Source organism: Pseudomonas veronii, from assembly GCF_001439695.1.
GTDB lineage: Bacteria > Pseudomonadota > Gammaproteobacteria > Pseudomonadales > Pseudomonadaceae > Aquipseudomonas > Aquipseudomonas veronii.
Window position 1 is genome coordinate 151,578 of the sequence record NZ_JYLL01000011.1, and the last position, 24,516, is coordinate 176,093.

At 60.8% G+C, this 24,516-nt stretch carries 20 protein-coding genes and 1 pseudogene; 9 read left to right on the forward strand and 12 right to left on the reverse strand.

Features of this window, described 5'->3' with window-relative positions; all coding sequences use genetic code 11:
* The first annotated feature begins 98 nt into the window (after positions 1-98).
* Entirely contained in the window at positions 99-1,001 is a 903-nt protein-coding gene (locus TU80_RS16055; protein WP_046384021.1) for a LysR family transcriptional regulator, read from the forward strand.
* A 57-nt stretch (positions 1,002-1,058) separates the two neighbouring features.
* On the opposite strand, the gene TU80_RS16060 is transcribed toward TU80_RS16055, so the two are convergent.
* From TU80_RS16060 to TU80_RS16085, 6 genes are all read right to left on the reverse strand, one after another.
* Entirely contained in the window at positions 1,059-1,388 is a 330-nt protein-coding gene (locus TU80_RS16060; RefSeq protein ID WP_017847046.1) for a hypothetical protein, read from the reverse strand.
* A 518-nt stretch (positions 1,389-1,906) separates the two neighbouring features.
* On the reverse strand, positions 1,907-2,752 hold the full coding sequence (locus tag TU80_RS16065; RefSeq protein WP_057004906.1) for an NAD-dependent protein deacetylase: 846 nt from the start codon (positions 2,750-2,752) through the stop codon (positions 1,907-1,909).
* Positions 2,753-2,760: 8 nt separating this feature from the next.
* Positions 2,761-3,201: a CBS domain-containing protein gene (locus TU80_RS16070; protein WP_017847048.1), complete on the reverse strand. Its 441-nt coding sequence runs from the start codon at positions 3,199-3,201 to the stop codon at positions 2,761-2,763.
* Positions 3,202-3,332: 131 nt separating this feature from the next.
* The gene (locus tag TU80_RS16075) at positions 3,333-5,282 is read right to left on the reverse strand and encodes a DNA topoisomerase III (RefSeq protein WP_057004916.1); all 1,950 of its coding nucleotides are present in this window, start codon (positions 5,280-5,282) and stop codon (positions 3,333-3,335) included.
* Positions 5,283-5,448: 166 nt separating this feature from the next.
* Complete coding sequence (locus tag TU80_RS16080; RefSeq protein WP_057004907.1) at positions 5,449-7,071, reverse strand: MFS transporter; 1,623 nt, start codon at positions 7,069-7,071, stop codon at positions 5,449-5,451.
* A 115-nt stretch (positions 7,072-7,186) separates the two neighbouring features.
* The gene (locus TU80_RS16085; RefSeq protein ID WP_057004908.1) at positions 7,187-8,854 is read right to left on the reverse strand and encodes a GMC family oxidoreductase; all 1,668 of its coding nucleotides are present in this window, start codon (positions 8,852-8,854) and stop codon (positions 7,187-7,189) included.
* Between the two features lie 129 nt (positions 8,855-8,983).
* On the opposite strand from TU80_RS16085, the gene TU80_RS16090 reads away from it, so the two are divergent.
* The gene (locus TU80_RS16090) at positions 8,984-9,877 is read left to right on the forward strand and encodes a LysR family transcriptional regulator (protein ID WP_017847052.1); all 894 of its coding nucleotides are present in this window, start codon (positions 8,984-8,986) and stop codon (positions 9,875-9,877) included.
* Between the two features lie 658 nt (positions 9,878-10,535).
* Here the strand turns inward: TU80_RS16090 and TU80_RS16095 are convergent.
* From TU80_RS16095 to TU80_RS16105, 3 genes are read right to left on the reverse strand one after another with little or no spacing between them, the layout of a single operon-like run.
* Positions 10,536-11,633 carry a DNA alkylation repair protein gene (locus TU80_RS16095; protein WP_057004909.1) on the reverse strand — a complete coding sequence of 366 codons (1,098 nt, stop codon included), beginning with the start codon at positions 11,631-11,633 and terminating at the stop codon, positions 10,536-10,538.
* Positions 11,634-11,652: 19 nt separating this feature from the next.
* Positions 11,653-12,999, reverse strand: a complete 1,347-nt coding sequence (locus TU80_RS16100; protein WP_057004910.1) for a glutamine synthetase family protein — start codon at positions 12,997-12,999, stop codon at positions 11,653-11,655.
* A gap of 11 nt (positions 13,000-13,010) precedes the next feature.
* Positions 13,011-13,568: a helix-turn-helix domain-containing protein gene (locus tag TU80_RS16105; RefSeq protein ID WP_017847055.1), complete on the reverse strand. Its 558-nt coding sequence runs from the start codon at positions 13,566-13,568 to the stop codon at positions 13,011-13,013.
* 208 nt (positions 13,569-13,776) lie between these two features.
* Here TU80_RS16105 and TU80_RS16110 point away from each other — a divergent pair, with 208 nt between their 5' ends.
* Positions 13,777-14,970: an MFS transporter gene (locus TU80_RS16110; RefSeq protein WP_026140037.1), complete on the forward strand. Its 1,194-nt coding sequence runs from the start codon at positions 13,777-13,779 to the stop codon at positions 14,968-14,970.
* On the opposite strand, the gene TU80_RS16115 is transcribed toward TU80_RS16110, so the two are convergent.
* Positions 14,933-15,205, reverse strand: a complete 273-nt coding sequence (locus TU80_RS16115; protein ID WP_017847058.1) for a DUF1652 domain-containing protein — start codon at positions 15,203-15,205, stop codon at positions 14,933-14,935. The genes TU80_RS16110 and TU80_RS16115 overlap by 38 nt on opposite strands.
* A gap of 130 nt (positions 15,206-15,335) precedes the next feature.
* Entirely contained in the window at positions 15,336-16,832 is a 1,497-nt protein-coding gene (locus tag TU80_RS16120) for a helix-turn-helix transcriptional regulator (RefSeq protein ID WP_057004911.1), read from the reverse strand.
* A gap of 185 nt (positions 16,833-17,017) precedes the next feature.
* Between TU80_RS16120 and TU80_RS16125 the strand changes: the two genes are divergently transcribed.
* Entirely contained in the window at positions 17,018-17,638 is a 621-nt protein-coding gene (locus tag TU80_RS16125) for a transglycosylase SLT domain-containing protein (RefSeq protein WP_057004912.1), read from the forward strand.
* A gap of 12 nt (positions 17,639-17,650) precedes the next feature.
* Here the strand turns inward: TU80_RS16125 and TU80_RS16130 are convergent, their stop codons facing one another.
* Entirely contained in the window at positions 17,651-18,538 is an 888-nt protein-coding gene (locus TU80_RS16130; RefSeq protein WP_057004913.1) for a nitrilase family protein, read from the reverse strand.
* 313 nt (positions 18,539-18,851) lie between these two features.
* Between TU80_RS16130 and TU80_RS16135 the strand changes: the two genes are divergently transcribed.
* From TU80_RS16135 to TU80_RS16155, 5 genes and pseudogenes are all read left to right on the forward strand, one after another.
* Positions 18,852-19,103, forward strand: a complete 252-nt coding sequence (locus tag TU80_RS16135; protein WP_046384010.1) for a hypothetical protein — start codon at positions 18,852-18,854, stop codon at positions 19,101-19,103.
* Between the two features lie 282 nt (positions 19,104-19,385).
* A complete protein-coding gene (locus TU80_RS16140) occupies positions 19,386-19,730 on the forward strand; it encodes an FKBP-type peptidyl-prolyl cis-trans isomerase (protein WP_017847066.1) in 345 nt (114 codons plus the stop codon).
* Between the two features lie 3 nt (positions 19,731-19,733).
* Positions 19,734-19,988 (forward strand): annotated as a pseudogene (locus TU80_RS16145) (GNAT family N-acetyltransferase); the annotation flags it as partial.
* A 567-nt stretch (positions 19,989-20,555) separates the two neighbouring features.
* Positions 20,556-23,261: a magnesium-translocating P-type ATPase gene (gene mgtA, locus TU80_RS16150; protein ID WP_046485891.1), complete on the forward strand. Its 2,706-nt coding sequence runs from the start codon at positions 20,556-20,558 to the stop codon at positions 23,259-23,261.
* An 86-nt stretch (positions 23,262-23,347) separates the two neighbouring features.
* The gene (locus TU80_RS16155) at positions 23,348-24,064 is read left to right on the forward strand and encodes an MgtC/SapB family protein (protein WP_017847070.1); all 717 of its coding nucleotides are present in this window, start codon (positions 23,348-23,350) and stop codon (positions 24,062-24,064) included.
* The last annotated feature ends 452 nt before the right edge of the window (positions 24,065-24,516 follow it).

Genomic DNA, 24,516 nt, shown 5'->3' on the forward strand with positions numbered 1-24,516 from the left:
CCTCGAGTGTTGCGCCGACGGATTGATTTGTTAAGTTGTTTTTTAAGGTTGATTGATTTAAAAAACTGCATAGTCGAGCCGTCGTCCGGAGTAATGTTATGACCGTCAAACAGATGCGTGCCTTTTTGGCTGTGGCGCAAAGCCTGAGTTTTGCCGCCGCCTGCGAGCGCCTGCACCTCTCTCAGTCGGCGCTGAGCCTGACCATCAAAGGTCTGGAAGAAGGGCTGGGCGGGCGCTTGTTCAGCCGCAATACACGGAATGTCGCGCTGACCCCTGAAGGGGAATCCTTATTGCCGCTGGCGCGTCGGCTGATTGCCGATTGGGACAACGCCGAGGATGAACTGCGCCAGCGCTTCACCCTGCAGCGCGGGCGCGTAACGGTGGCGGCGATGCCGTCGTTTGCGGGCAACCTGCTGCCGCCGATCCTGAAGATATTCCGCGCGCGTTACCCCCATGTGAACGTGACGGTGCATGACCTGATCAACGAACAGGTGCTGGAAATGGTCCGTGATCGCCAGGTCGAGTTGGGCGTGGCGTTCGAACCGTCCGAGGGGTCGTCGCTGGCGTTTACGCCGTTATACCTGGACCGCTTCATTGCCGTGGTGCCCATGGATTCACCCTTGGCACTGCGCGCTGAAATCGACTGGAAAAGCCTGTTGGAACAACCGTTCATTGCCCTGCAACGACCCTCGACGGTACGGGTGATGCTGGAGGAGCATCTGGGCGCCTTGCAGATGAAATTGCCGGTGGCGCTGGAGAGTCATCAATTGGCGACGGTGGGCAAGATGGTTGCCAGTGGCCTGGGGGTCAGCGCCGTACCGGCATTATGTGCGCAGCAGATGCAGGAGGCGGGCGCCCATTGCATCACCTTGACCGATCCGGTGATCGAGCGGCCGATTGGTGTGTTGACCAAACCGGGGCATGAACTGTCGGCGGCGGCACAGGTGTTGTTTGATATTTTCCGCGATGAAGCAGGGAAAGGGCGTTACCCCAACTTTTGAAGTTGCATAAAAAATGTGGGAACTGGCAAGCCAGTTCCCACATTAGTTGAGAAGTACTTAGTAGTAGCGGTCGATTACTTTAACTTGCGAGTTGTCTTTGAAAGACTCCCACGCGTGGTTAAGTGTGTCGAACACTTGCTCGATGAAATTGCGATCGGCCGCCGCTTTCTTGCCGACATAACCCTGGCCACGGCGGTACATCTTCAGGCGCGCCGCCAGTTCACGGTTGTTTTTGTCGAACTCGGCTTCTTCGGTGTGGGGCGCCAGGCAGTCAATTTGGACTTTGCCCGATTTGCCAATCCACAGGATATGGTCGTCGAGTGTGTCTTTCTGCGCTGCGAACATCTCAGCCAATTCTTCGATAGTTGGTTGGTTGTTCAGATTCATGTGTAAGCCCCTTGACCAGTTGGCGATCTATCAATTGATTCGTTAAAACTGCTTAGTTGTCTCCGGTTCCGAAAACCGGGCGTCAGTGACGGTCTGCCGAATACGGGCAGGGTCTTGAACCTGATGCATGTAGTCTTGCTGATGAACTGCTACGCAATGGTTTCATAACGAAGACAAGCAGCGTTTGAGCTCCTTGTACCGAACCCTTCGGGTCGGTCAGCTTCATCAATCTGCCTTGTGGGCAGTGCACATCCGGAAGAAACAGCTCGGCGGTCAGACGAGCTTGTTCAAAACGCTTGTTACCAACGCTCCCGATCCGGGAGACGTCTAGATCATGCAAGGACAAAAAGGTTACGTCAACGGTTATGTAGTGATTATTTTTGATCACTACATAAATCGCCGTGGGGATGGGGGCATGCGAGGAGGTGTGACTCAGGCGTCATTTTTTGTGCGGTGGGTCGCTGCAGTTCGTTGGCCTGCCCGGGTCTCCCGCTGATTTTTGAGGGGCGGTGCCCTGGCTATCCCAGGTGCTCTGCCAATAGCGGCAACAACCGCTCGCAGGATGCCGCGATCTTCAGCTGCAACAACTCATCCCCACGGGTCTTGCCCAGATTGATGGCAATCACCGGTTTGCCTTGCTCGACCATCGCCTTGCACAGGCGAAACGCCGAATAGGCCATCAGCGACGACCCCACCACTAACAGCCCCTCGGCGTGTTCCACCGCCGCCATCGCCCTGGCGGCGGTGGCCTGGGCAACGTTTTCGCCGAAGAACACGACGTCCGGTTTGAGCCGTTCACCGTCGCAATGGGGGCAGCGGGGCACGCGAAAACGTTGTTCAAACGCTGCGTCGAGCAGCGTATCGCCGTCGGGTGCCTGCACGGCGTCGACGCCCGCCAGGTACGGGTTCTCGGCCTCCATCAACCGTTGGATCACATCGCGTGCGCTGGGCCGATGGCAATCCAGGCATAGCACGCGATGCAAGCTGCCATGCAGCTCGATCACATCCTCACTACCGGCCTGGTCATGCAGCGTGTCGACGTTTTGTGTGATCAGCCCGCTGATACGCTGGCGATGTTGCAAGGCGGCCAGCGCCAGGTGGGCCTGGTTCGGCTGCGCAATCCGTACCCGTGGCCAGCCCAGCATCGCCCGTGCCCAATAACGGCACCGCGCTTGCGGGGTGGCCAGGAACTCCTGGTACATCATCGGCGCCTTGCCTCGGCGCACGCCTTCGCTGTCCCGATAATCCGGGATACCTGATGACGTGCTGATCCCCGCCCCGGTCAGCACCAGAAAACGCCGTGCGGCCATGGCCCGGTGCAGGGTCTCGAGGTGAGCTTCTTGATGTTCGAGCATGTCGAGCATGGGCTCTCCTATTCGCCGCGAATGTATTGCTCCAGTTGCTTGATCAGGTTGGCTTGTTCGGCAATGGCTTCCTTGACCAGGTCACCGATGGAGAGCAGGCCCAGCAGTTTTCCGTCGACGACCACCGGCAAGTGGCGCAGGTGACTGTCGGTCATGATGTTCATGCAGGCTTCGACCGTCTTGTGGGCATCGACCGTGATGACTGGAGAGCTCATGACCTCGTGGACTTTGGTGGTGACGGAAGAAAGGCCTTTGAGTATCAGCTTCCGTGCGTAATCGCGCTCGCTGATGATGCCAACCACCTCACCCTGCTTGACGACCGGCAAGGCCCCGACATTTTTCGATGACATCACCACCAACGCTTCGAATACGGTGTGGTCCCATTCAATGGTGTGGACTTCCTGGTTTTGCTTGTCTTTGGCTTTGAGTACTTCTGAGACGGTTTTCATGGTGGCCACTCCGGTGTTGTTGTTAGGAAGTCAGCAATCCCCTACAGAATCCTAGACGGCCGGCGCCGGAGCAAGGACCAAAGCGGCGTTAAAGCTGTCGAAAAACGTCATCCGCCGGATTTATTCATGGTTTACCCGGTACTTGTCGGCTTTTTCGCCCGCTTTGGGCTGGCCGCCGTCTTGCGGGGCGCGGCCGTGCGTTTCTTCTTCCACGGAGTGGCGCCGCGGCCTGCCGGGCTGGCGGGGCCGGTGATGGTCATACGCATACCGTTGCAGCGGGCGATTTGCTTGCTCATCCAGGCCGCTTGCTTGGCGACGAATTCTTCCAGGCTCATTTCGCCGCTTTGCACCATGTCCAGCGCCTGTTCCCAGATCGCCGTGGTGCCCGGGTCGGCGATGGCGCGCGGCACCGCATCGATCAGGCTGAACGCCGCCGGGGTGGCCGAGAGGGCCTTGCCGTTTTTCACCAGGTAGCCTCGGTCCAGCAGGCCCTGGATGATCCCGGCGCGGGTGGCTTCGGTGCCGATGCCGGTGGTGTCCTTGAGCTTTTGCTTGAGCAACGGGTCTTCCACCAGCTTGGCGACGTTTTTCATCGCCTTGATCAGGTCACCCTCGGTGAAGGGTTTGGGCGGCTGGGTCCACAGGTCCTTGAGGTTGACCTTGGCAACGGCGTAATCCTGGCCCTGCACCAACGCCGGCAGGGCTTGCGGTGCCGGCGCCTCACGGCCTTTGGCGGGTGCAAGGGCTTCGGGCAGCGCGCGTTTCCAGCCCTGCTCGATGACGACTTTGCCCACCGCGCGCAGCGCTTGGCCGGCGCAGTCGAAATCCGCCTGGGTGCGGTCGTATTCATGGTTGGGCAGAAACTGCGCCAGGTAGCGCGCGCGAATCAGTGTATAGACCGCCCGATGCTTGCCGGTGAGCTGCCCGGCATCCTTGCCGGCGCCGGTGGGAATGATGCCGTGGTGGGCGCTGACCTTGGCGTCGTTCCACGCCCGCGAGCGGCGCTGGGGATCGAGATGCGGCATCAGTTCGTTGACGGCCGCGTCGGCCCGGCCCAGGGCGGCAAGGATCTTCGCCGCGTCGCCATGCTGACTCAATGGCAGGTAGCCGCAATCGCTGCGCGGGTAGGTGATGGCCTTGTGGGTTTCGTACAGCGATTGGGCGATGTCCAGGGTTTCCTGGGCGCCGAGACCGAGCTTCTTCGAGCAGATTTCCTGCAACGTCCCCAGGTCGAAGGGCAGGGGCGCGACCTCGCGCATGCGTTCGGTGCGCAACTTCACCAGCCGCGCACTGGCGGCGTGGGTCATGGCGTCGGCGGCGTCCCGGGCGAGTTGCGGGTTGAGGCAGCGGCCTTGGTCGTCACAGGCATCGTCGACGGCGCGCCATTGGGCGGTGAAGGTCATGTGCGCGTGGCGCAGGTCGACGTCGATGGCCCAGTAGGCCACCGGTACGAAATCGGCGATGCTGCGGTCGCGGTCGACCACCAGGCGCAGGGTCGGGGTTTGCACCCGGCCCACCGGCAGCACGCCTTGGTAACCGGATTGGCGGCCGAGCAAGGTAAACAGGCGGCTCATGTTCATGCCGATCAGCCAGTCGGCGCGGGAACGGCCGAGGGCCGAGTGGTACAGGCTGAAGGTCTCGGCGCCGGGTTTGAGCGCGGCCAGGGCCTTGCGGATGGAGGCGTCGTCCAGCGCCGACAGCCACAGGCGTTGGATCGGCCCGCGATAGCGGCAATGTTCCACCAGCTCGCGGGCGATCATTTCGCCCTCGCGGTCGGCGTCGGTGGCGATCACCAGTTCCAAGGCTTCCCCCAGCAGGCGCTTGACCGCCTTGAACTGGGCGGCGGTCTTGGGCTTGACCCGCATCTTCCATTTGTCCGGGACGATCGGCAGGTCGGCGAGCACCCAGCGCTTGTACTTGGCGTCGTAGGCGTCGGGCGGGGCGGTTTCCAGCAGGTGGCCGATGCACCAGGTGACGGTCACCCCGTTGCCCAGCCAGCAACCGTCGCCACGGCGCGTGGCGCCGAGCACGGCCGCAATATCCTTGGCCTGGGAGGGTTTTTCACAGAGGAACAGCCGCATGGTCATCACATCAGATCGGGTTGATGCCTTGCAGGATGCGTAGTCCGAGGGATTTGAGCAACCATTATCTGTATGGATGTACAGCAATTTGTGTGGCGCCACAGAGCAGATGTGGGAGGGGGCTTGCTCCCTCCCACAGGGGACCTGCGGTGTTCAGGTGGTCGGGTCAGTTGTTGTCGATATCCACATGCCGCGTTTCCTTGAGGCAGAACATCCCGACAACCAGGCTCACCCCGGTCACGACCACCGGATACCACAAGCCATAGAAGATATCGCCGGTGTACACCACCAGGGCAAACGACACGGTCGGCAGGAAGCCGCCAAACCAGCCGTTGCCGATGTGATAGGGCAGGGACATCGAGGTGTAGCGGATGCGTGTCGGGAACAGTTCCACCATCAACGCCGCCAGCGGGCCGTAGCACATGGCCGCGATCAGGATCAGCACCACGATCAGCACCACCACCATCACCTTGTTGACCTGCGCCACATCCGCCGATGTCGGGTAGCCGGCCAGGGTCACGGCGGCGCGCAGGGCCGACTCGTCAAAGCCATCGATGTGCACGTCGCCCACGCTCACCTGCACCGGGCTGCCCGCGGGGGCGGCGGAGCTGCTGTAGGGCAGGCCTTGCTTGACCAGGAAGGTCTTGACCTTGTCGCAGGGGCTGTCAAAACGCGCCTTGCCCACCGGGTCGAACTGGAAGGTGCAGGTGGCCGGGTCGGCCAGCACGGTGATCGGCGCCTGGCGACTGGCCTGGTCCATCGCCGGGTTGGTGTAGTGCGCCAGGCCCTTGAAGATCGGGAAGTACAGCGCGGTCGCCAGCAGCAGGCCGAGCATCAGCACCGGTTTGCGCCCGATCTTGTCCGACAGCCAGCCGAAGAAGATAAAGAACGGTGCGCCAATCACCACGCTGATGATCAGCAGCATATTGGCCAGGGCCGGGTCCATCTTCAGGAACTGCGTGAGGAAGAACAGCACATAGAACTGCGCCGCGTAAAAGGTCACCGCTTGCCCGCCGTTGATGCTGAACAGCGCAATCAGCACCACCTTGAGGTTTTCCCACTTGCCGAAGGACTCGCGGATCGGCGCCTTGCTGGCCTTGCCTTCCTCCTTCATTTTCAGGAACGCCGGCGATTCATGCAGGCTCATGCGGATCCAGGTGGAAATGCCCAGCAGCACGATGGAAAACAGGAACGGAATGCGCCAGCCCCACACTTCGAACTGATCGCCAGTGAAGTAGCGGCAGGCCAGCACCACCAGCAATGACAACAGCAGCCCCAGGGTGGCGGTGGATTGAATCCAACTGGTGTGCAGGCCGCGCTTGCCGGCGGGGGCGTGTTCGGCGACATAGGTCGCCGCGCCGCCGTACTCGCCGCCCAACGCCAGGCCTTGCAGCATGCGCAGGGCGATCAGGATGACCGGCGCGGCAATGCCGATGCTGGCATACGTCGGCAGCAGGCCGACACAGAACGTCGCCACACCCATCAGGATAATGGTCACGAGGAAGGTGTACTTGCGCCCGATCATGTCGCCCAGGCGGCCAAACACCAGCGCGCCGAACGGGCGCACCACAAAGCCGGCCGCGAAGGCCATCAAGGCAAAGATAAACGCCGTGGTGTCGTTGACCCCGGCAAAGAACTGTTTGCTGATCACCGCCGCGAGGGCGCCATAGAGGAAGAAGTCATACCACTCGAATACCGTCCCCAGGGACGAGGCGAAGATGACTTTTCTCGATTCGCTGACGGTGCTCGTGCTGACCGCCGAGCCCAGGGTTTGAGCATGTTCTGACATCGGGTATCCCTCACAGTGATTATTTATTGTTGTTCCACTGTCGACGCCAACCTCAGCGCCGGTCTGTTTTCCGTTCCTCTGTAGGCGCGCGCTTGCTCGCGAAAATCGCCAACGATTACGCGGGAAATCTGGATGAACGCGGCGCCTTTGTGTTTTTCGCGGGCAAGCTCGCTCCTACAGTGTTCGGTGAAAGGATCAGTTGCGCGGCTTTCTCCGCGATCATCAGCGTCGGTGAGCAGGTATTGCCGGATGTGATGCGGGGCATGATCGAGGCATCGGCGATGCGCAGCCCCGGCACGCCATGCACCCGCAACTGCGCGTCGACCACCGCGTCCTGGTCACTGCCCATGCGGCAGGTGCCCACCGGATGGAAGATCGTTGTGCCGATGCGCGCCGCGGCTTCGTGCAGTTGCTCTTCGGTTTGCAGCGCATCGCCGGGCAAGTATTCCACCGGTTTGAACGGGCTCAGGGCCGGCGCGGCGACGATCCGTCGAGTCAGGCGAATCGCGTCGGCGGCCACCCGCAGGTCTTGCGGATGGCTGAGGTAATTGGGCTGGATCAACGGCGCATCCGCCGGGTTGGCCGAGCGAATATCGATACGCCCGCGGCTTTGCGGGCGCAGGTCACAGACCGACGCGGTAAACGCCGGGAACGCGTGCAACGGCTCGCCGAAGCGCTCCAGGGACAGCGGCTGCACATGGTATTCAAGGTTGGCCGAGGTTTGTTCCGGGCCCGAGCGGGCAAACGCACCGAGCTGGCTGGGCGCCATCGACAGCGGGCCGCTGCGGTCATACAGGTAACGCAGGCCCATGCCCATTTTGCCCCACACGCTGCCCGCGATCTGGTTCAGGGTGCGCGCGTTTTCCAGCTTGTAGATCAGCCGCAGTTGCAGGTGGTCCTGCAGGTTGCCGCCAACCCCCGGCAGTTCATGCAACACATTGATGCCGAGCGACTTGAGCACGTTGGCGGGGCCAATCCCCGAACGCTGCAAAATGCCGGGCGAACCCACGGCGCCAGCACACAACACGATTTCCTTACGGGCCTTCCAACGGAGCGACTGGCCGTGCTGACGCCCGACCACTGCCGATGCGCGGCCGTTTTCCAGCAACACGCGGTCGACTTCGACTTCGGTCAATACCGTCAGGTTCGGCCGATGGCGGATCGGTTTGAGGAACGCCTTGGCCGCATTCCAGCGGACGCCGGCCTTCTGGTTGACCTGAAAGTAACCGCAGCCTTCGTTATCGCCCTGGTTGAAGTCGCTGACGTTGGCGATGCCGCTTTGCGCCGCGGCCTCGCGAAACGCATCCAGGATCGGCCAATGCAATCGCTGTTGCTCGACGCGCCACTCGCCGCCGTCGCCGTGAAATGCCGAACCGCCAGCAAAATGGTTTTCGCTGTGCTTGAACAGCGGCAGCACGTCTTCCCACGCCCAGCCCGGGTTGCCTGCCGCCGCCCAGCCGTCGTAGTCCTGAGCCTGGCCGCGCATGTAGATCATGCCGTTGATCGACGAACAACCGCCGAGCACCTTGCCCCGCGGGTAACTCAGGGCGCGGCCTTGCAGGCCGGCCTGGGCTTCGGTCTTGAAGCACCAGTCGGTGCGTGGGTTGCCGATGCAGAACAGGTAGCCGACGGGGATGTGAATCCAGGGGTAATTGTCGCGACCACCGGCTTCAAGCAACAGCACACGGTGGGCGGGGTTGGCGGACAGTCGATTGGCCAGCAGGCAGCCTGCGGGGCCGGCGCCTACGACGATGTAATCGTATTCAGCAGTTGCAGTGGGCATCTGAGGTCTCGCTTGTTTTTCTTATTGGCTCCATCCTAGTTGTTAGTTTTCGTCTTAAAAATGTTAGTTTTTACCCAGCGGCTGTGCGTTTTTAAACAGCGCGGCCCAGGCTCACGGATTGGAGGCGCTATGTTCGACTGGAATGACCTGCGGTTTTTTCTTGAGTTGCAGCGCAGCGGCCGCCTGCTCACCGCCGCGCAACGCCTGAAAACCACCCACGCCACCGTGGCGCGGCATATCGAGGCGATCGAGAAAAGCCTCGGCACCGCGTTGTTTGTGCAGCACGCCCACGGCTATGAGTTGACGCCGTCCGGCGAGGCCCTGCTCAAACACGCCGAAGCCATGGAAAACGTCGCGCTGCTGGCCGAAGACGAACTGACCCACACCGCCGCGCCCCTGGGCAAGATCCGCCTGGGCGTGGCCGAAGGGCTGGGGGTGATGTTCCTCGCCAGCCGCATGGGCGGGCTGTTCGAGCGCTATCCGGGGTTGGAAGTGGAGCTGGTGGCCGTGCCGCGTTTCGTCAGTATCCTCAACCGCGAAGCCGAAATCAGCATCCACCTCGAACGCCCCAGCGTCGATCAACTGGTCACGCGCAAGCTCACCGACTACCGCCTGGCGCTCTATGCCAGCCGCGCGTATCTGGCGCGCACCCCGCCGATTGAAAAACGCGAAGACCTCGCCGCCCATGCCTGGATCGATTACGTCGACGATCTGCTGTTCAGCCAGGAACTGAAACTGCTCAGCAGCTTCTGCCGCAACCCCAAAGTGGTGTTTCACAGCACCAGCGTGATCGCCCAGCACCAGGCGGCGCGTTCCGGGCTGGGGATTGCGGTGTTGCCGTGCTTCATGGCGGCCGGTGATCCGGACCTGGTGGCGTTGTTGCCGGGGGAGGGGATTCAGCGCAGCTATTGGATCAGCTCGCGCCGGGAACTGCACAAGTCGGTGCGGCTGCGGGTGTTGTGGGATTACGTGGTGGAGTTGTGCGCGCGGGAGCAGGCACTGTTGCTCGGCGGGTCCACCTGAAGAACCTGGATCAAAAATGTGGGAGGGGGCTTGCCTCCTCCCACACTTTTGACCGGATTCAGCTTCCAAGATCAGGTCGGCTATAAGGCCAAGCAAGAGCAAGAGCAGAGCAAAAGCAGCTCAGGGTCTATCTGATCTATGGAGATCCAAATGTGGGAGGGGGCTTGCCCCCGATAGCAGTGTGTCAGCCAAAACATGCATGACTGAAGCAGCGCTATCGGGGGCAAGCCCCCTCCCACATTTTTGACCGGATTCAGCTTCCAAGATCAGGTCGGCTATAAGGCCAAGCAAGAGCAAGAGCAGAGCAAAAGCAGCTCAGGGTCTATCTGATCTATGGAGATCCAAATGTGGGAGGGGGCTTGCCCCCGATAGCAGTGTGTCAGCCAAAACATGCATGACTGAAGCAGCGCTATCGGGGGCAAGCCCCCTCCCACACTTTTGACCGGATTCAGCTTCCAAGATCAGGTTGGCTATAAGGCCAAGCAAGAGCAAGAGCAGAGCAAAAGCAGCTCAGGGTCTATCTGATCTATGGAGATCCAAATGTGGGAGGGGGCTTGCCCCCGATAGCAGTGTGTCAGCCCAAACATGCATGACTGAAGCAGCGCTATCGGGGGCAAGCCCCCTCCCACATTGGATCTGTGGTGTTGCTTGAACTGAGTCAATCGCGCAAGACGAACTCCGCGCTGCCCAGCCGTTCTCCATTCACCAGCACATGCACCGCGTGCTTGCCCGGGTAGTGCTTGCGCGTGGTCAGTTCACGGATATGTTGTTCGCGGCTGATGTGCTGCTGCTCGCCTGCGCCAAGGGTAAAGGCCTTTAGCTTGAACACTTTGGCCGCACGGTGGCCGGCGCTTTTTACGTAGTCGATGGCGTAGTCCACCACCAGTTTTTGTGGTGCGGCGGCGGTGGATTCGAGGCTGAAGGTCAGGTTGATCCGCTCCCCCAGTGTGATCACCGCCGGCGTGACGCGCAGGTGATGAATCTTGACCTCGGCCTTGGCTCCCGCGCCGATGATCGTCAGCGCGCGGGTGTTGCCCTGCTTGATCAGGCTGCGCAGTGCATGGCGGGCGATCCAGGCGGTGTGCGGGTTATCCAGCGACCAGCCTTCGATCAGGCTGAGGACCCAATCGGGGTGGTCCTTGGTGATGTCGTTGAGGTGGTTGGCCACGGACTTGCGCACGTAGAGGCTGCTGTCGGCCTTGAGGTTGTCGAGGATCGACGCGCACAGCGCGGGGGTGGCCTGCACGTCGGCCAGGCGGAATGACCACGGCAGGCGCGGTCGCGAGCCTTCGCTGGCGAGGCGGCGCACGTGTTCGTTGTCATCCAGCGACCACTGTTGCATCACCGCCAGGGTGCGTTGGAAGTCGTGCAGCAAGAAGTGCCGGATCGCGAATTCGGCGGAGCCAAAGGTGGTGAAATATTTGAGCGCGGCCATGGAGCGCTCGAAGTCATCCCGGCCATGACTCGCCACGTAGTGCGGCAGGAACAGGCTGACAAAGCCGCTGTTCAAGCGCGGCGCGAGGGCATAGAGCAGCGTGAGAGTCTGTGGGTAATCCAGCGGGATCACCGCATGCAGGCTGTCGCTGACCCGCGCCACGCGCTGCATCACCGACAACTCGGCCAGCCCGGCCTTGGCGTGCTGGAGAAAGCCCTGGGCGTCGAACGCCGGGTACACCGCCGTCGTCTCGGTGGCGATGTGTTGCAGGCGTTCGGCGTTGAAGATTTCCTTGAGGGCCGGGGCGCTTTGGTCGGTCATCGGTGATTCCATGGGGGGGTTAGAGAAACCAGCGGTATTCCCGCGCGTTGATCTCCTGCTGAAACGCCAAGTGGTCCTGGCGTTTGTTCTCGCAGTACACGTCGACAAATTCCGCGCCCAGCTTATCGCGCAATACCGCTTGATGTTGCATGGCGCGCACGGCCTCGAGCATTTCCAGGGGGAAGTCGGTGCCGCTGTTGCGGTCGTCGTTCAGTGGGGCGATGGGTTCGCGCTTGGCGTCAAGCCCATGCTCCAACCCCACCAGAATCGCCGCCAACACCAGGTACGGGTTGGCATCGGCGCTGGCCAGGCGGTGTTCGATACGCAGGTTGCGCGGGTCGGACTCGGGGATGCGTACGCACGCATCGCGGTCTTCGAAGCCCCAGCTGGCACGGGTGGCGGCGTTGACCGTACCGCCCAGGCGGCGGAAGGCGTTGTGGTTCGGCGAGAAGATCGGCATGCAGTGCGGCAGCAACTCCAGGCAACCGGCCACGGCGTGGCGCAGGGGTTGCTGTTGATGGGCCGCGAGTATGTTGTTGCCGGCGCCGTCGTACAGGCTGACATGCACATGCATGCCGCTGCCGGGGAATTGCAGATAGGGCTTGGCCATGAAGCTGGCGCGGTAGCCGTGCTTGAGCGCCACGCCACGGGTGCTGCGGCAGAACAGGGCGGCCCAGTCGGCAGCGCGCAGGCCATCGTCCAAGTGGCCGAAGTTGATCTCGAACTGGCCGGGGCCGAGTTCTGCGGTGATCACCGTGATGTCGATGCCTTGGTCTTTGGCGGTTTGCGCCATATCGTCGAGCACCTCGCTGAAGCGCGACAGTCGCTCGATATGCAGGTTGGGCTGGTCGTCGGCGTCGTTACTCAGCGGGTCGCGGGCGAATTGCGGCAGGCCGTTGTCGAGCTGCTTGTCGAACAGGTAAAACTCCAGTTCAAAGGCCACCACCGGGTGAATGCCTTTGTGGTGCAGGCGTTCCAGGACCTTGGCCAATACTTCCCGCGGTTCGAATTCGATCGGCGCTTGCGTACCGTCCGAGGTGATCAGCATCTGGCCCAGCGGCTGCGACTCCCAGCTCACCGGCTTGAGCGTGCCCGGTACCAGGCGGCGGTTGGCGTCGGGGTCGCCGTCGTTGAAGCAGTAATCACCGATCTTGAACAACCCGCCCTGAACCCCCAGCAGCACGGCGTTCTGCGGCAGCTTCAAGGGGCCGCCGGCGGCGACTTTTTCCAGCATCTCCACCGGGTAGCGCTTGCCGTAGAAATGCCCGGGGATGTCCAGGGCGATCAGGTCGACATAACGCACGTCGGGGTGGTTCTGGCGAAAGCTCCGTACTTCGGCCAGCAGCGTGGAGGAATGGCTTTTCACGGGTGTAGCTCCTAGTTGTAAACCCACAGCACGCGGGCGGGCAGTTCGGTCAGGTTGGCGTAGCGGCAACGGGCGAAACTGGCCAGGTGGAAGCTGTCGCCTTGGTGCAGGGTGACCGAGTCGGCTTCCCCTTCCACCCACAGCGTCAACTCCCCCTCCAGCACAAACCCGGCCTGCTCGGCGCGGTCGCTCATGGTCTGCTCACCGCTATTGGCTCCGGGGGCCAGCAGGCTGTCGAGCATCGAAAACGCACCGTTCATGTTGGGGGAGACCAGGATGTCGGTGATGCCATTGGCGTAATACACCGTGCGCCGCTCGTTGGGGCGCGTCACCCAGTTGATGGCCTTGGGTTTGCTCAGGCTGTAGAAATAGGTGGTGGGCACGTCAAGGGCGTGGCTGATCGCGGTCAGGTCCGCCACGGTCGGGCGTGACAGGCCTCGTTCGACCTGAGACAGGAAACCCACCGAACGCTCGATCTTTTGCGCCAATTGCGCGAGGGTGAGTTTCTTGTACTTGCGCAGGTCGTGGATCAGGATTGCCAGGGCTTCGAGTTCTTCTTGTTGGTTCATGAAATTTATTTCGTTAAATTTCATGAAAAATTACAGGATAAATTTCACGAGGGCAATAGGTTTGTGCTGCTCAAAACCACTAACGGCACCATCCTCGAGATCACCCCGGTCAAGCGATAATCCGCTGGCAACGTCTGCTTTTTTTCGGGTTACTGAGGTAAGGTGACCGGCTGCAATGGCCGCGTTACCTTCATGGAATGAGAGCAGGATGCTTGCCACCCTAAGACACTACCCCCGCACAGTGAAGCTGTTGCTGTCCGCCACGTTGATGTTGACGCTGGCCAAGGCGATCACCTTTCCGTACCTGGTTATCTACCTCACCCGGCACTTTGCCCTGGACATCACCCAGGTCGGCCTGGTGATCGGCAGTTCGCTGATCGTCGGTTCGTTGCTCAGCGTGTATGGCGGGTTTCTCGTCGATCGCATCAGCAGCTATCGGTTACTGCTGGGCTTGAGTGCGCTGTTTGTCGTGGGCTTTATCGGTACGGTGCTCGCGCAGACTATCTGGGCGTTCTATGGCTGCCTGATCCTGATCAACCTGGCTTACGCGGTCATCGATATTGCGATCAAAGCCGGCTTTGCCAGCCTGTTGCCGGAAGACGCGCGCAGTGAGGTGTTTTCCATCAAGTACACCCTGACCAATATCGGCTATGCGGTGGGGCCGTTCTTTGGTGCGATGGTGGCCAGGCTGGATATCAGCTTGCCGTTTATGCTGTCGGCGCTGTTGGGGGCGGGTTTTTTCCTGCTGTACTGGCGCTGGGGTGATCGTGCGCTGGCCACTGTCGATGCCACGCAAAAGCCGGTGTCATTCCTGGCTGTCGGCCGCGTGCTGTTGAAGGATCGGCGCCTGGTGTGCTTCACCGTTGGCGGCGTGCTCAGTGCGGTGGTGTTCGGCCAGTTCACGGCTTACCTGTCGCAATACCTGGTGACCACCACCACAGCTGAATACACCTACAAGGTCATCAGCGCGGTGCTTACGACGAACGCCGTGTTGGTGATTGCCTTGCAATACGTGATCGGTCGGCGCATCTCGCACCGTTACCTGAGCCAGTGGCTGATCTTCGGCTTGAGCATGTTCATGCTGGGGTTGATCGGCTTTGCGCTGTCCACCAGCGTACTGTGGTGGGTGCTGGCGATGGCGGTGTTTACCGTGGGGGAAATCGTCGTGTTCCCGGCCGAGTACATGTTTATCGACCGCATTGCCCCGGACCACCTGCGCGGCATGTATTACGGCGCGCAAAACCTGTCCAACCTCGGCGCCGCACTGGGGCCGGTGCTGTGCGGGTTGGTGTTGGCCAGCCTGCCGGCGCATTACATGTTCTACATGCTGGGGGCGTTTATCGTCGGTGGCGGGGTGTTCTATTTCATGGGTGCGAGGCTGAAGGCAAGTCATCCAGAGTGAGTTTGCCCAGGTGGTTGCTGTGCAGCTCGTAGCGTAATTCTTCGACCATCTTGTCCACTTCTTGCGGGGTCTGCAGCCGATTGGTGCTGATCCCGGTGACCACCAGGTCGACCCGGCCGGTTTCGGCGTCGAAGACTTTGAGGGTCAGCGACGCGTCCCGGCACAGGGTGAATTCGCACGTCAGCGGCGACAGGCCTTCTTCGATGCAATTTCGCAATTGAGACAGGGTAAACATGCTAATTCCTTCCGGGTGTGGAATACGACGACACAGGATCGAAAGCCTGTGCCCACCTCAGGAAGGTTAAGCATTACACCTAGGCGCAATAAGGCGAATTCGCACTAGCCGCACTAGTGCATTTGCACTTTCAGCGCTTGTTTTTCAGACGCAGTTCACCGGCGAACAGCCCGCGCTCACGGGCCCAGACGATCGCTGCACTACGGCTATGCACCCCCAGTTTGGAATACACCGTGGCCACATGGTTACGCACCGTGTTGGGCGCCAGCTTCAGGCGCGAGGCGATCTCTTTGTCGGCCAGGCCTTCGCAAATCAAACCCAGCACATCGCGCTCGCGGGTGGTGAGGTCGGTGAAGGCAATTCCCGGCACATTGGGTCGGTTGGCGCCTTTGGCGTTGGCCAGCTTTTCGATCAGGGTCTGGCTGAACCAGGAGGCGTCCTGCATCACTTCTTCGATGGCCGCCACCAGCTCCAGCTCCGAGCGCTTGCGTTCGGTGATGTTCATCAGCACCAGCAGGTAGCAGGGCACGTCCTGGATGCTCACGGTATCGGCGGACACCACGCAGTCGATCACCTCAGCGCCTTTCTTGCGCACCTTCAGATCCAGCCCGTCGAGGTTGCCGGCTTTTTCCAGAGTGGCGAACAACTGCGCACAGGCTTGGGCGCTGTCGATGAAGTCGATGTCTTCGATGGCTTTGCCGATCAGTTCTTCACTGGTGTAGCCGGTAATGCTCATGAAGGCTTCGTTGATATCCACCACCTGACGGTTGTCGGCGTTGCACACCAGGGTTGGCACCGGCGTCAGTCGGAACGACTTGGCGAAGCGCTCCTCACTCTGGCGCAGGGCGATTTCTGCCTTGCGCCGCGGTTCCAGGTCGGTGAAGGAAAACAACATGCAGTCTTCCTCGTTCATGTCCAACGGCTGGCCGGCCACGATCACCAACTTGCTGCTGCCCTCGGGCAATCGCAATTCGGCCTGCATCTGCGGGATGGTCGCGCCTTCGGCCAGGCGCTGGATGGCCAGGTCCTTGCGCTCGGCGTGTTCCAGCACGTCCAGTTCATACACCGAGCGGCCGATCACTTGGTCGCGGTTATAGCCGGTCATCTCCAGAAAGCCCTGGTTGACCTTGATATAGCGCAGGTCGCTGAGGCGACAGATCACGGCGGGCGCGGGGTTGGCGTTGAAGGTTTTTTCGAAGCGCTGCTCGGCACTCGCCCATTCGGTGGCGTCGCTGAGGATCAACACCAAAAGCTCCGGTTCGCCGCGTGAATCGGTCAGCACCAGGCTGCGCAGGCGATGGACCCAACTGCGCTCGTCGTCGCCGGTGGGGCTGACTTCCACGATCACGTCGCTGAACGCTTCGCCGGCCGCCACCCGGCTGAGCGGGTAGTTGTCCGGCAACAGCGGGTGGTTATTGCGATAGCGCAAGGCGAACCGCTCGGCATAGGCCTGATTGTTGGCGCCCAGGTGTTCGACCGCGCTGACCCCGTGCATGGTCAGCGCGGCCTCGTTGGCCCAGAGGATGGTTTGGTCGAGCTCGGCCAAAATCACCCCGTCGGACAACCCGGAGATGATCTGCTGCAATTGGCGGCGGTTGGTTTCTTTGGCGAGGACGTCCTGGCTCATGGTTTCTCCTGGGAATGGGCGCATGCGAGTTACGACACCCAGGCTGCGCGATAGTGCAGCGCAACTGCCCCGTGCGATCTGGCGCACGCTGCTGTTGCGCACGGCGCTGAGCGTTTCCTTTCTTCACCTGCCGCGTTGAATGGGTAAAATGCCGGCTTTTTACGCGTATCCCGCAAAGGTGCATCTTGAACGCAGGCAAATTCGTCGGCTTGTTATTACTCACTTCGCTGCTGGCGGCCTGCGGCACCTCGCCACCCCGCACGCCCAACGACCTCTGCGGCATCTTTCGCGAAAAGGCCGACTGGTACGACGCCGCCCAAGTCACCCAAAAGCGCTGGGGCGTGCCGATCCAGTTGCCGTTCGCCATCATGTACCAGGAATCGGCCTTCCGGCAGGACGCCAAGGCTCCGCGTAACTACCTGTTGTGGATCATCCCCTGGGGCCGCGTCTCCACCGCCGCCGGCTATGCCCAGGCCAAGGATGAAGTGTGGAACGACTACCGCAAAAGCACCGGCCGCAGCGGCGCCAGCCGTCAGGACTTCGACGACGCCATCGACTTCGTCGGTTGGTACATGGACAAGACCTACACCATCAACGGCGTTTACAAGTACGACGCCTACGGCCAATACCTGAATTACCACGAAGGCTGGGGCGGCTATCGCCAGCGCACCTACGCCAGTAAAGCCTGGCTACCCCCCGTGGCCAGCAAAGTGCAGGCCCGCTCGCAGCTGTATGCGCAGCAATATGCGGGTTGCAAGAATGATTTGGGGCGTGGGTTCTGGAGCCGGTTTTGGCATTGGTTGTGAGGCCGCTCGTGCTCAACGCGGCAATGCTCGATGCTGCATATAGCCCAGCATCTGATCGTACAGGTCAACCCGCCGATCCCTTTGCAGATCATTGAGGCTGTTCCAGATGGGCGCACTGCGCGCGCTGCTCAGGTCGATATCGGCGAACAGGATTTCCTGGCGATTGGCCGACGCCACCTTGCCGATAGGCCACCCATTGGTCCCGGCAATCAGCGAACACCCCAGGTAACGGGCATCGCGCTCTTCGCCGATTCGACTGGCGGCGGCAATAAACACGTTATTGACGTGTGCTGCCGTCATCGTCAGGTAGGACGCCATGCACCGCCCGGCGTCGTCGAACAGCGGGGGCGGCGTCCAGACCCAGTTGTTCAGGCTGCAAATGATATCGGCACCCTGCTGGCTGAGAATGCGCGGGACTTCGGGAAACCAGATGTCCCAACAGATCAGCATGCCGATCCGCCCGATCGGTGTCTCGAAGACTGGAAATCCCGTGTTTCCCGGGGTGAACCACAGCTTCTCCAGGTTCCATAGATGGGCCTTGCGGTACTTGCCGATAAAACCGTCCGGGCCGAGCAGCACCGCTGTATTGAATAATTGCGCTCCGTCGATTTCGTTCAGGCCCGCCGCCAGATAGACCTGGTACCGGCCGGCAAAGTCGATCCATGCCCGCAGACTCGGACCGTCTGGCACCGCTTCGGCGTGATCGAACGCATCTTTGCGGCTGGAAAAGAAGTAACCGCAGTTGGAAAGCTCCGGCAGCACGATCAGATTGGCGCCGCCGTTCGCTGCCGCGGCTGCCAGCTCCAGGCTACGTCGCAGGTTTGCGGTACGGTGGTCCACACCGACCTGGGGATCGAATTGCACAACAGAAACACGTACAGGGCTTGTGGCTTGGTTCATTGTGGGTGATCTCTTTGGATGGTTACCGCCGAAGTGGCTGGCGCTCCATAAGAGGTGATCTGACGGGCGGGAGAAAATCGGGCGCTTCCGGTTGAGGTGTCAGTGGGCTCTTGATAGTTCGCTGCCCCTATTCGTGGAGAGAGGTCAGGTCTTTCGGTCCCAGCGAAATTGGATCGACATGCACTAGCATTGGTTGTGAGAACGACACCCGGCGACTGGTACAGACCTGTGAACTCTGACAGTAGGCAGGATGCAGTGAGCTTCTTAAGCTGTTGCGTGTGCCCTCACGCATTGTTGAAGAAGGAAACTGACAATGAAAAAGTCTGAATTTAGCGCTTACCTTGATAAAGAGATTAATACTGCCCAGGGCCGTATCTCATCCAAGGACAGCAAGTCCGATAAGGTCGATTCGGGCCGGGTGGAGTTTTTGACAGCGTTGAAGGATGTTGTCGATGGGAAGCCCCAGCCTAAAAATGTGGGCGTTGTCGGCGCAGTCAATGACGTGTTGCAGACACTAGGTCTGCTCTCTCGCGACAAAACCTTACTATCCGGCCTTGAGCTTTGAGGCGGTGATTGCTTTTGTTGTGGTGAGGCAATCGTCCCTCCTCACAACGCGTGCCGCCGGTTCAGCTCGGCAGCATGCACTCCAGCGATCAATTCACCGCCCCCTCGATTATGTTCACCGAGTACGATCTCGAAATAGCGCCTGTGCGCCAGGTGCCGCCCAGCCGGCGGAAACGCCCCGCAGGTTAAAGGGAAATGTCATTGAGCCGACGCTTCCTACACTTGCCAAACCCACCCAATTCTGGGAAAACCCCAGCCTTTGCGCAGTCAACGAGAGCCCCCCATGAGCGACGAACAACTCCAGATCACCGACATCCGCCCCGGCACCGGCAAGGCCGTGGTCAAGGGCGCGTTGATCACCACTCAATACACCGGCACCCTGGAAGATGGCACGGTGTTCGATTCGTCGTGGGAACGGGGCAAGCCGTTTCAGTGTGTGATTGGAACGGGCCGGGTGATCAAGGGCTGGGACCAGGGGTTGATGGGCATGCAAGTCGGCGGTGTACGCACATTGTTCGTACCGGCGCACCTGGCGTATGGCGAACGTTCGATGGGCGCGCATATCAAGCCGAACAGCCCTTTGCGCTTTGAAATTGAATTGCTGGAAGTACTGACGCGTGATGATTGAGGGCGGCGGTTGCACGCCGACCTCGAAGCATGGGCCGTCACGCAGGGTGCCGAGTGGCTGCGCCTGACGGTGGTGGTCGGTAATCGCAAGGCCGAGCGTTTCTGGCCGAAACTGGGGTATGTGCCGGTGCGTATTCGCGAGGGGATCAGGATGGGGCGACAGCTGAATACGGTGTCGATTCAGGTCAAGGCGCTGGTGGGTGGGCAGGTGGATGATTACCTGATACGGGTGCCGCTAGATCGACCTGTTGCACCTTAGCTGCGGATAGACACATTCAACCTGTGGGAGGGAGCTTGCTCCCGATGGCGATGGTGCAGCTAGAGATAAGCTAACTGCCCCACCGCCATCGGGAGCAAGCTCCCTCCCACATTTATGCCTCGGAGGGCTTCAAGATAGGGGTTCCTGAACCCATCCTGAAGAATCCTCTTATTCATCATGCAGGTACTTTCCTACGGTTTACTCTCCTGTAATCGGGGCGTAAGCTTCGCGCGTTTTCATCAATAGCGGAGACCCTCAGTGGGTACTTGTTCAAGTGACAGTCGTCGGCCGGTTTCGGTAACCGGCACAGACTTGGCAAGGTAACGCGCATTCTTCAGATGCCGTTGTCTCGCCAAACAGCGAGAAGCGGCATCCCGGCAGCGACCAGTCCTGGCGCCTGCCTCGATCCACTCTCATCGACGCTGACCAGCACCTGACTCACCTCAGGTTGCTACGGACGCGCCTGCCTTTTTGCGGCGGGCGGGCCAGGCTGGCTGTGCCTTTTTGATCGGGCGCGGCGCAGTTGGCCGTACCTGCACGACGGTTTCCTCGCGCAGGAGTAACACCATGAACTTCACTCTGTTGAAAGAGTTCTTTGCCGGCTTCCTGCGGACCCGGCATATCGCTCGGCATTTCCGTCGCCTGGCACTGCTCGACAGCGTCACTGACGCCAGCGTCAGCCGCGAAGTCCCGCCGAGCCTGGCGCAAACCCTGGTGGCTGCGGCCAACAGCGGCGCGGAACAATTGCTGGGCACCCTGGGCAGTCACGCCGAAGGCTTGGACGCCCAGGAAGCCGACGCGTTGCGGGAGCAATACGGCCTCAATGAAGTCGAACACGAACAGCCGCTGCCCTGGTGGGTCCACCTGTGGCATTGCTACAAGAACCCCTTCAACCTGCTGCTGACCTTGCTGGCGGTGATCTCCTGGCTGACCGAAGACATGAAGGCCGCCACGGTGATTTTTTCCATGGTGGTGCTGTCGACCCTGCTGCGTTTCTGGCAGGAGGCCAAGTCGAACAAGGCTGCCGACGCACTCAAGGACATGGTGAGCAATACCGCGACGGTGTTGCGCCGCGAGGCGGCCAAACCCATCGAGCTGCCGATCAAGCAACTGGTGCCGGGCGACCTGATCGTGCTGTCGGCCGGCGACATGATCCCCGCCGACTGCCGCGTGCTCAATGCCAAGGACCTGTTCGTCAGCCAGGCGGCGATGACCGGCGAATCGATGCCGGTGGAGAAGTTCGCCCAGCAGAAGGATGCCAAGACGCGCAACCCCCTGGACCTGGAAAACATCCTGTTCATGGGTACCAACGTGGTGTCCGGCGCGGCGACGGCGGTGATTCTGACCACCGGCAACAGCACCTATTTCGGCGCGTTGGCCCAGCGCGTCACCGCCACGGATCGCGCGACCACCTCGTTCCAGCAGGGCGTCAACAAAGTCAGTTGGCTGCTGATCCGCTTCATGTTCGTGATGGCGCCGCTGGTGTTGTTCATCAACGGTTTCACCAAGGGCGACTGGACCGAAGCGCTGCTGTTCGCGCTGTCGATTGCCGTGGGCCTGACCCCGGAAATGCTGCCGATGATCGTCACCTCGACGTTGGCCAAGGGCGCGGTGTTTCTGTCGCGCAAGAAGGTCATCGTCAAGCGCCTGGACGCGATCCAGAACTTCGGCGCCATGGACGTACTGTGTACGGACAAAACCGGCACGCTGACCCAGGACAAGATTTTCCTGGCGCGCCATGTGGACGTGTGGGGCGAAGAGTCCGACGACGTGCTGGAAATGGCCTACCTCAACAGTTACTACCAGACCGGTCTGAAAAATCTGTTGGACGTGGCGGTGCTGGAACACGTGGAGGTGCATCGCGAGCTGAAAGTCGCCACCGCGTTCCAGAAGGTCGATGAGATCCCGTTCGACTTCAACCGGCGCCGGATGTCGGTGGTGGTGGCCGAGCAAGGCCAGCCGCACCTGTTGATCTGCAAAGGCGCGGTGGAAGAGATTCTGTCGGTGTGCAACCGGGTGCGCCACGGTGACTCCAACGAAGCGCTGACCGATGAGTTGCTGGCGCGCATCCGCCAAGTGACCGCGGCATTCAACGAAGAAGGCTTGCGGGTGGTCGCGGTCGCCGCGCAGCCGATGTCAGCGGGGCGCGATACCTACAACCTGGCGGATGAAAAAAACCTGACGTTGATCGGTTACGTGGCCTTCCTCGATCCGCCCAAGGAAAGCACCGCGCCTGCCCTCAAGGCCCTCAAAGCCCACGGCGTGGCCGTCAAAGTGCTGACGGGCGATAACGAACTGGTCACCGCCAAGATCTGCCGCGAAGTGGGCCTGGAGCAGCAAGGCCTGCTGATGGGCAACGACATCGAGGACATGACCGACGCCGAACTGGCCAAGGCCGTGGAAACCACCAACGTATTCGCCAGGCTGACGCCGTCGCACAAGGAACGCATCGTGCGCCTGCTCAAGGCCAACGGCCATGTGGTGGGCTTCATGGGCGACGGGATCAACGACGCACCGGCGCTGCGCACGGCCGATATCGGTATTTCGGTGGACAGCGCGGTGGACATCGCCAAGGAAGCGGCTGACATCATCCTGCTGGAAAAGAGCCTGATGATCCTGGAGGAGGGCGTGCTCGAAGGCCGGCGCACCTTCGCCAACATGCTCAAGTACATCAAAATGACCGCCAGCTCCAACTTCGGCAACGTGTTTTCGGTGTTGGTCGCCAGTGCGTTCATTCCGTTCCTGCCGATGCTGCCCATGCATTTGCTGGTGCAGAACCTGCTGTACGACATTTCGCAGATCGCGATTCCATTCGATAACGTCGATGAAGAAATGCTCGCCAAGCCGCAACGCTGGCAACCGGGGGATGTGGGCCGTTTCATGCTGTTTTTCGGGCCGATCAGTTCGATCTTTGACATCACCACGTTCGCACTCATGTGGTATGTGTTCGATGCCAACACCCCGGACCACCAGACCCTGTTCCAGTCGGGTTGGTTCGTGGTGGGGTTGCTGACCCAGACGCTGATCGTACATATGATCCGCACCCCGAAAATCCCGTTCCTGCAAAGCCGTGCGGCAATGCCGCTGATGGTGATGACGGGGGTGATCATGGCCGTGGGGATTTTCCTGCCGATGGGGCCGCTGGCGCACTACTTCAAACTGCAGGCGTTGCCGTCGCTGTACTTTGTGTTCCTGCCCGTGATTCTGTTGGGGTACATGGCGTTGACCCAAGCGGTGAAGGGCTACTACATCCGTAAGTTTGGCTGGCAATAACAGTTGTATCGAACGCCCCTGGGCCCGGTGGGAGCCGGGCCTGCCCGCGATGGCAGTGGGGCTGCCGCCGCATTCATGGAGTTTTTATGCAGGCAATCAACAACATCAACCTCGATTCCCTGATCGATACCGTGGTCAGCCTGACCGCCGCGTTTATCCTCGGCGGCTTGATCGGCTTCGAGCGCCAGTACCGCCAGCGCACGGCGGGCTTGCGCACCAACGTGCTGGTCGCAGTGGGCGCGGCGATTTTCGTCGACATGGCCAACCGCCTGGGCGGTGCAGACGGTGCTGTGCGGGTGGTCGCCTATGTGGTGTCGGGCATCGGCTTTCTGGGGGCCGGCGTGATCATGCGCGAAGAAGGCAACGTGCGCGGGCTCAACACCGCCGCCACCCTCTGGGCCTCGGCCGCGGTGGGCGCCTGTGCCGGTGCCGACCTGATCCTCGAAGCGCTGCTGGGCACGCTGTTCGTACTGGCGGCCAATACGCTGCTGCGGCCGATCGTCAATAACATCAACCGCCAGCCGCTGGATGTGGTGTCGGCGGAGGTGACCAACATCCTCTATGTGATTGCACGGCGTAGCCAGCAACAGGCGGTCATGGTGTTGCTGGAAGCCGAGCTGGCACGTTGCAACTACCCCGCCAGCGATGTCGATGTGCGCCCGTTTGGCAGCGAAGAAGTGGAGATCGAGGCGACCCTGGCGGCCACTTCCGTGGACGGTGATGAACTGGACGCCCTGGTGACGCGCATTTCCATGTCGAGCCTGGTGGTGCAGGCTTTCTGGAGCCCAAGTACCACCGACTGATCCACCCTGGTCAAGCCTAGGCATACCCAGGATTGGCTATGCTTTTGTAAGGAAAAGTCCTACACGCAGTCAGGATTATCCCTTCGTAAGAAACATCACCCCATTGCTAAGGTTGATCGCTGCGGCTGGCCGGCAGCAATGATACGGCTTCATATGTTCGTGGTGATTTTCAAGGGAAGGGACCAGGCACCCGTCTGTTGGCGCTCTGAGGGACTGTACCGTTCGTCGGGACTGTCAATTCTCACAGGTGGCTGGGTCCCGTGTGATGTGTCAGCGTACTTTGTCCTCTCAGGGGTGTTTTATGAGCAAAGCGTTAGTAGTGGATTGAACGAGCCCCATGAAAGACAGGACACCGTTTCCCCCTTACGATAAGGGATAGGCAAACGGGTATGTTTATGACTAACAGCAACGATAAGGGTGGTGAGCTGCTCGGCCAGGAACGCCGACGCCGC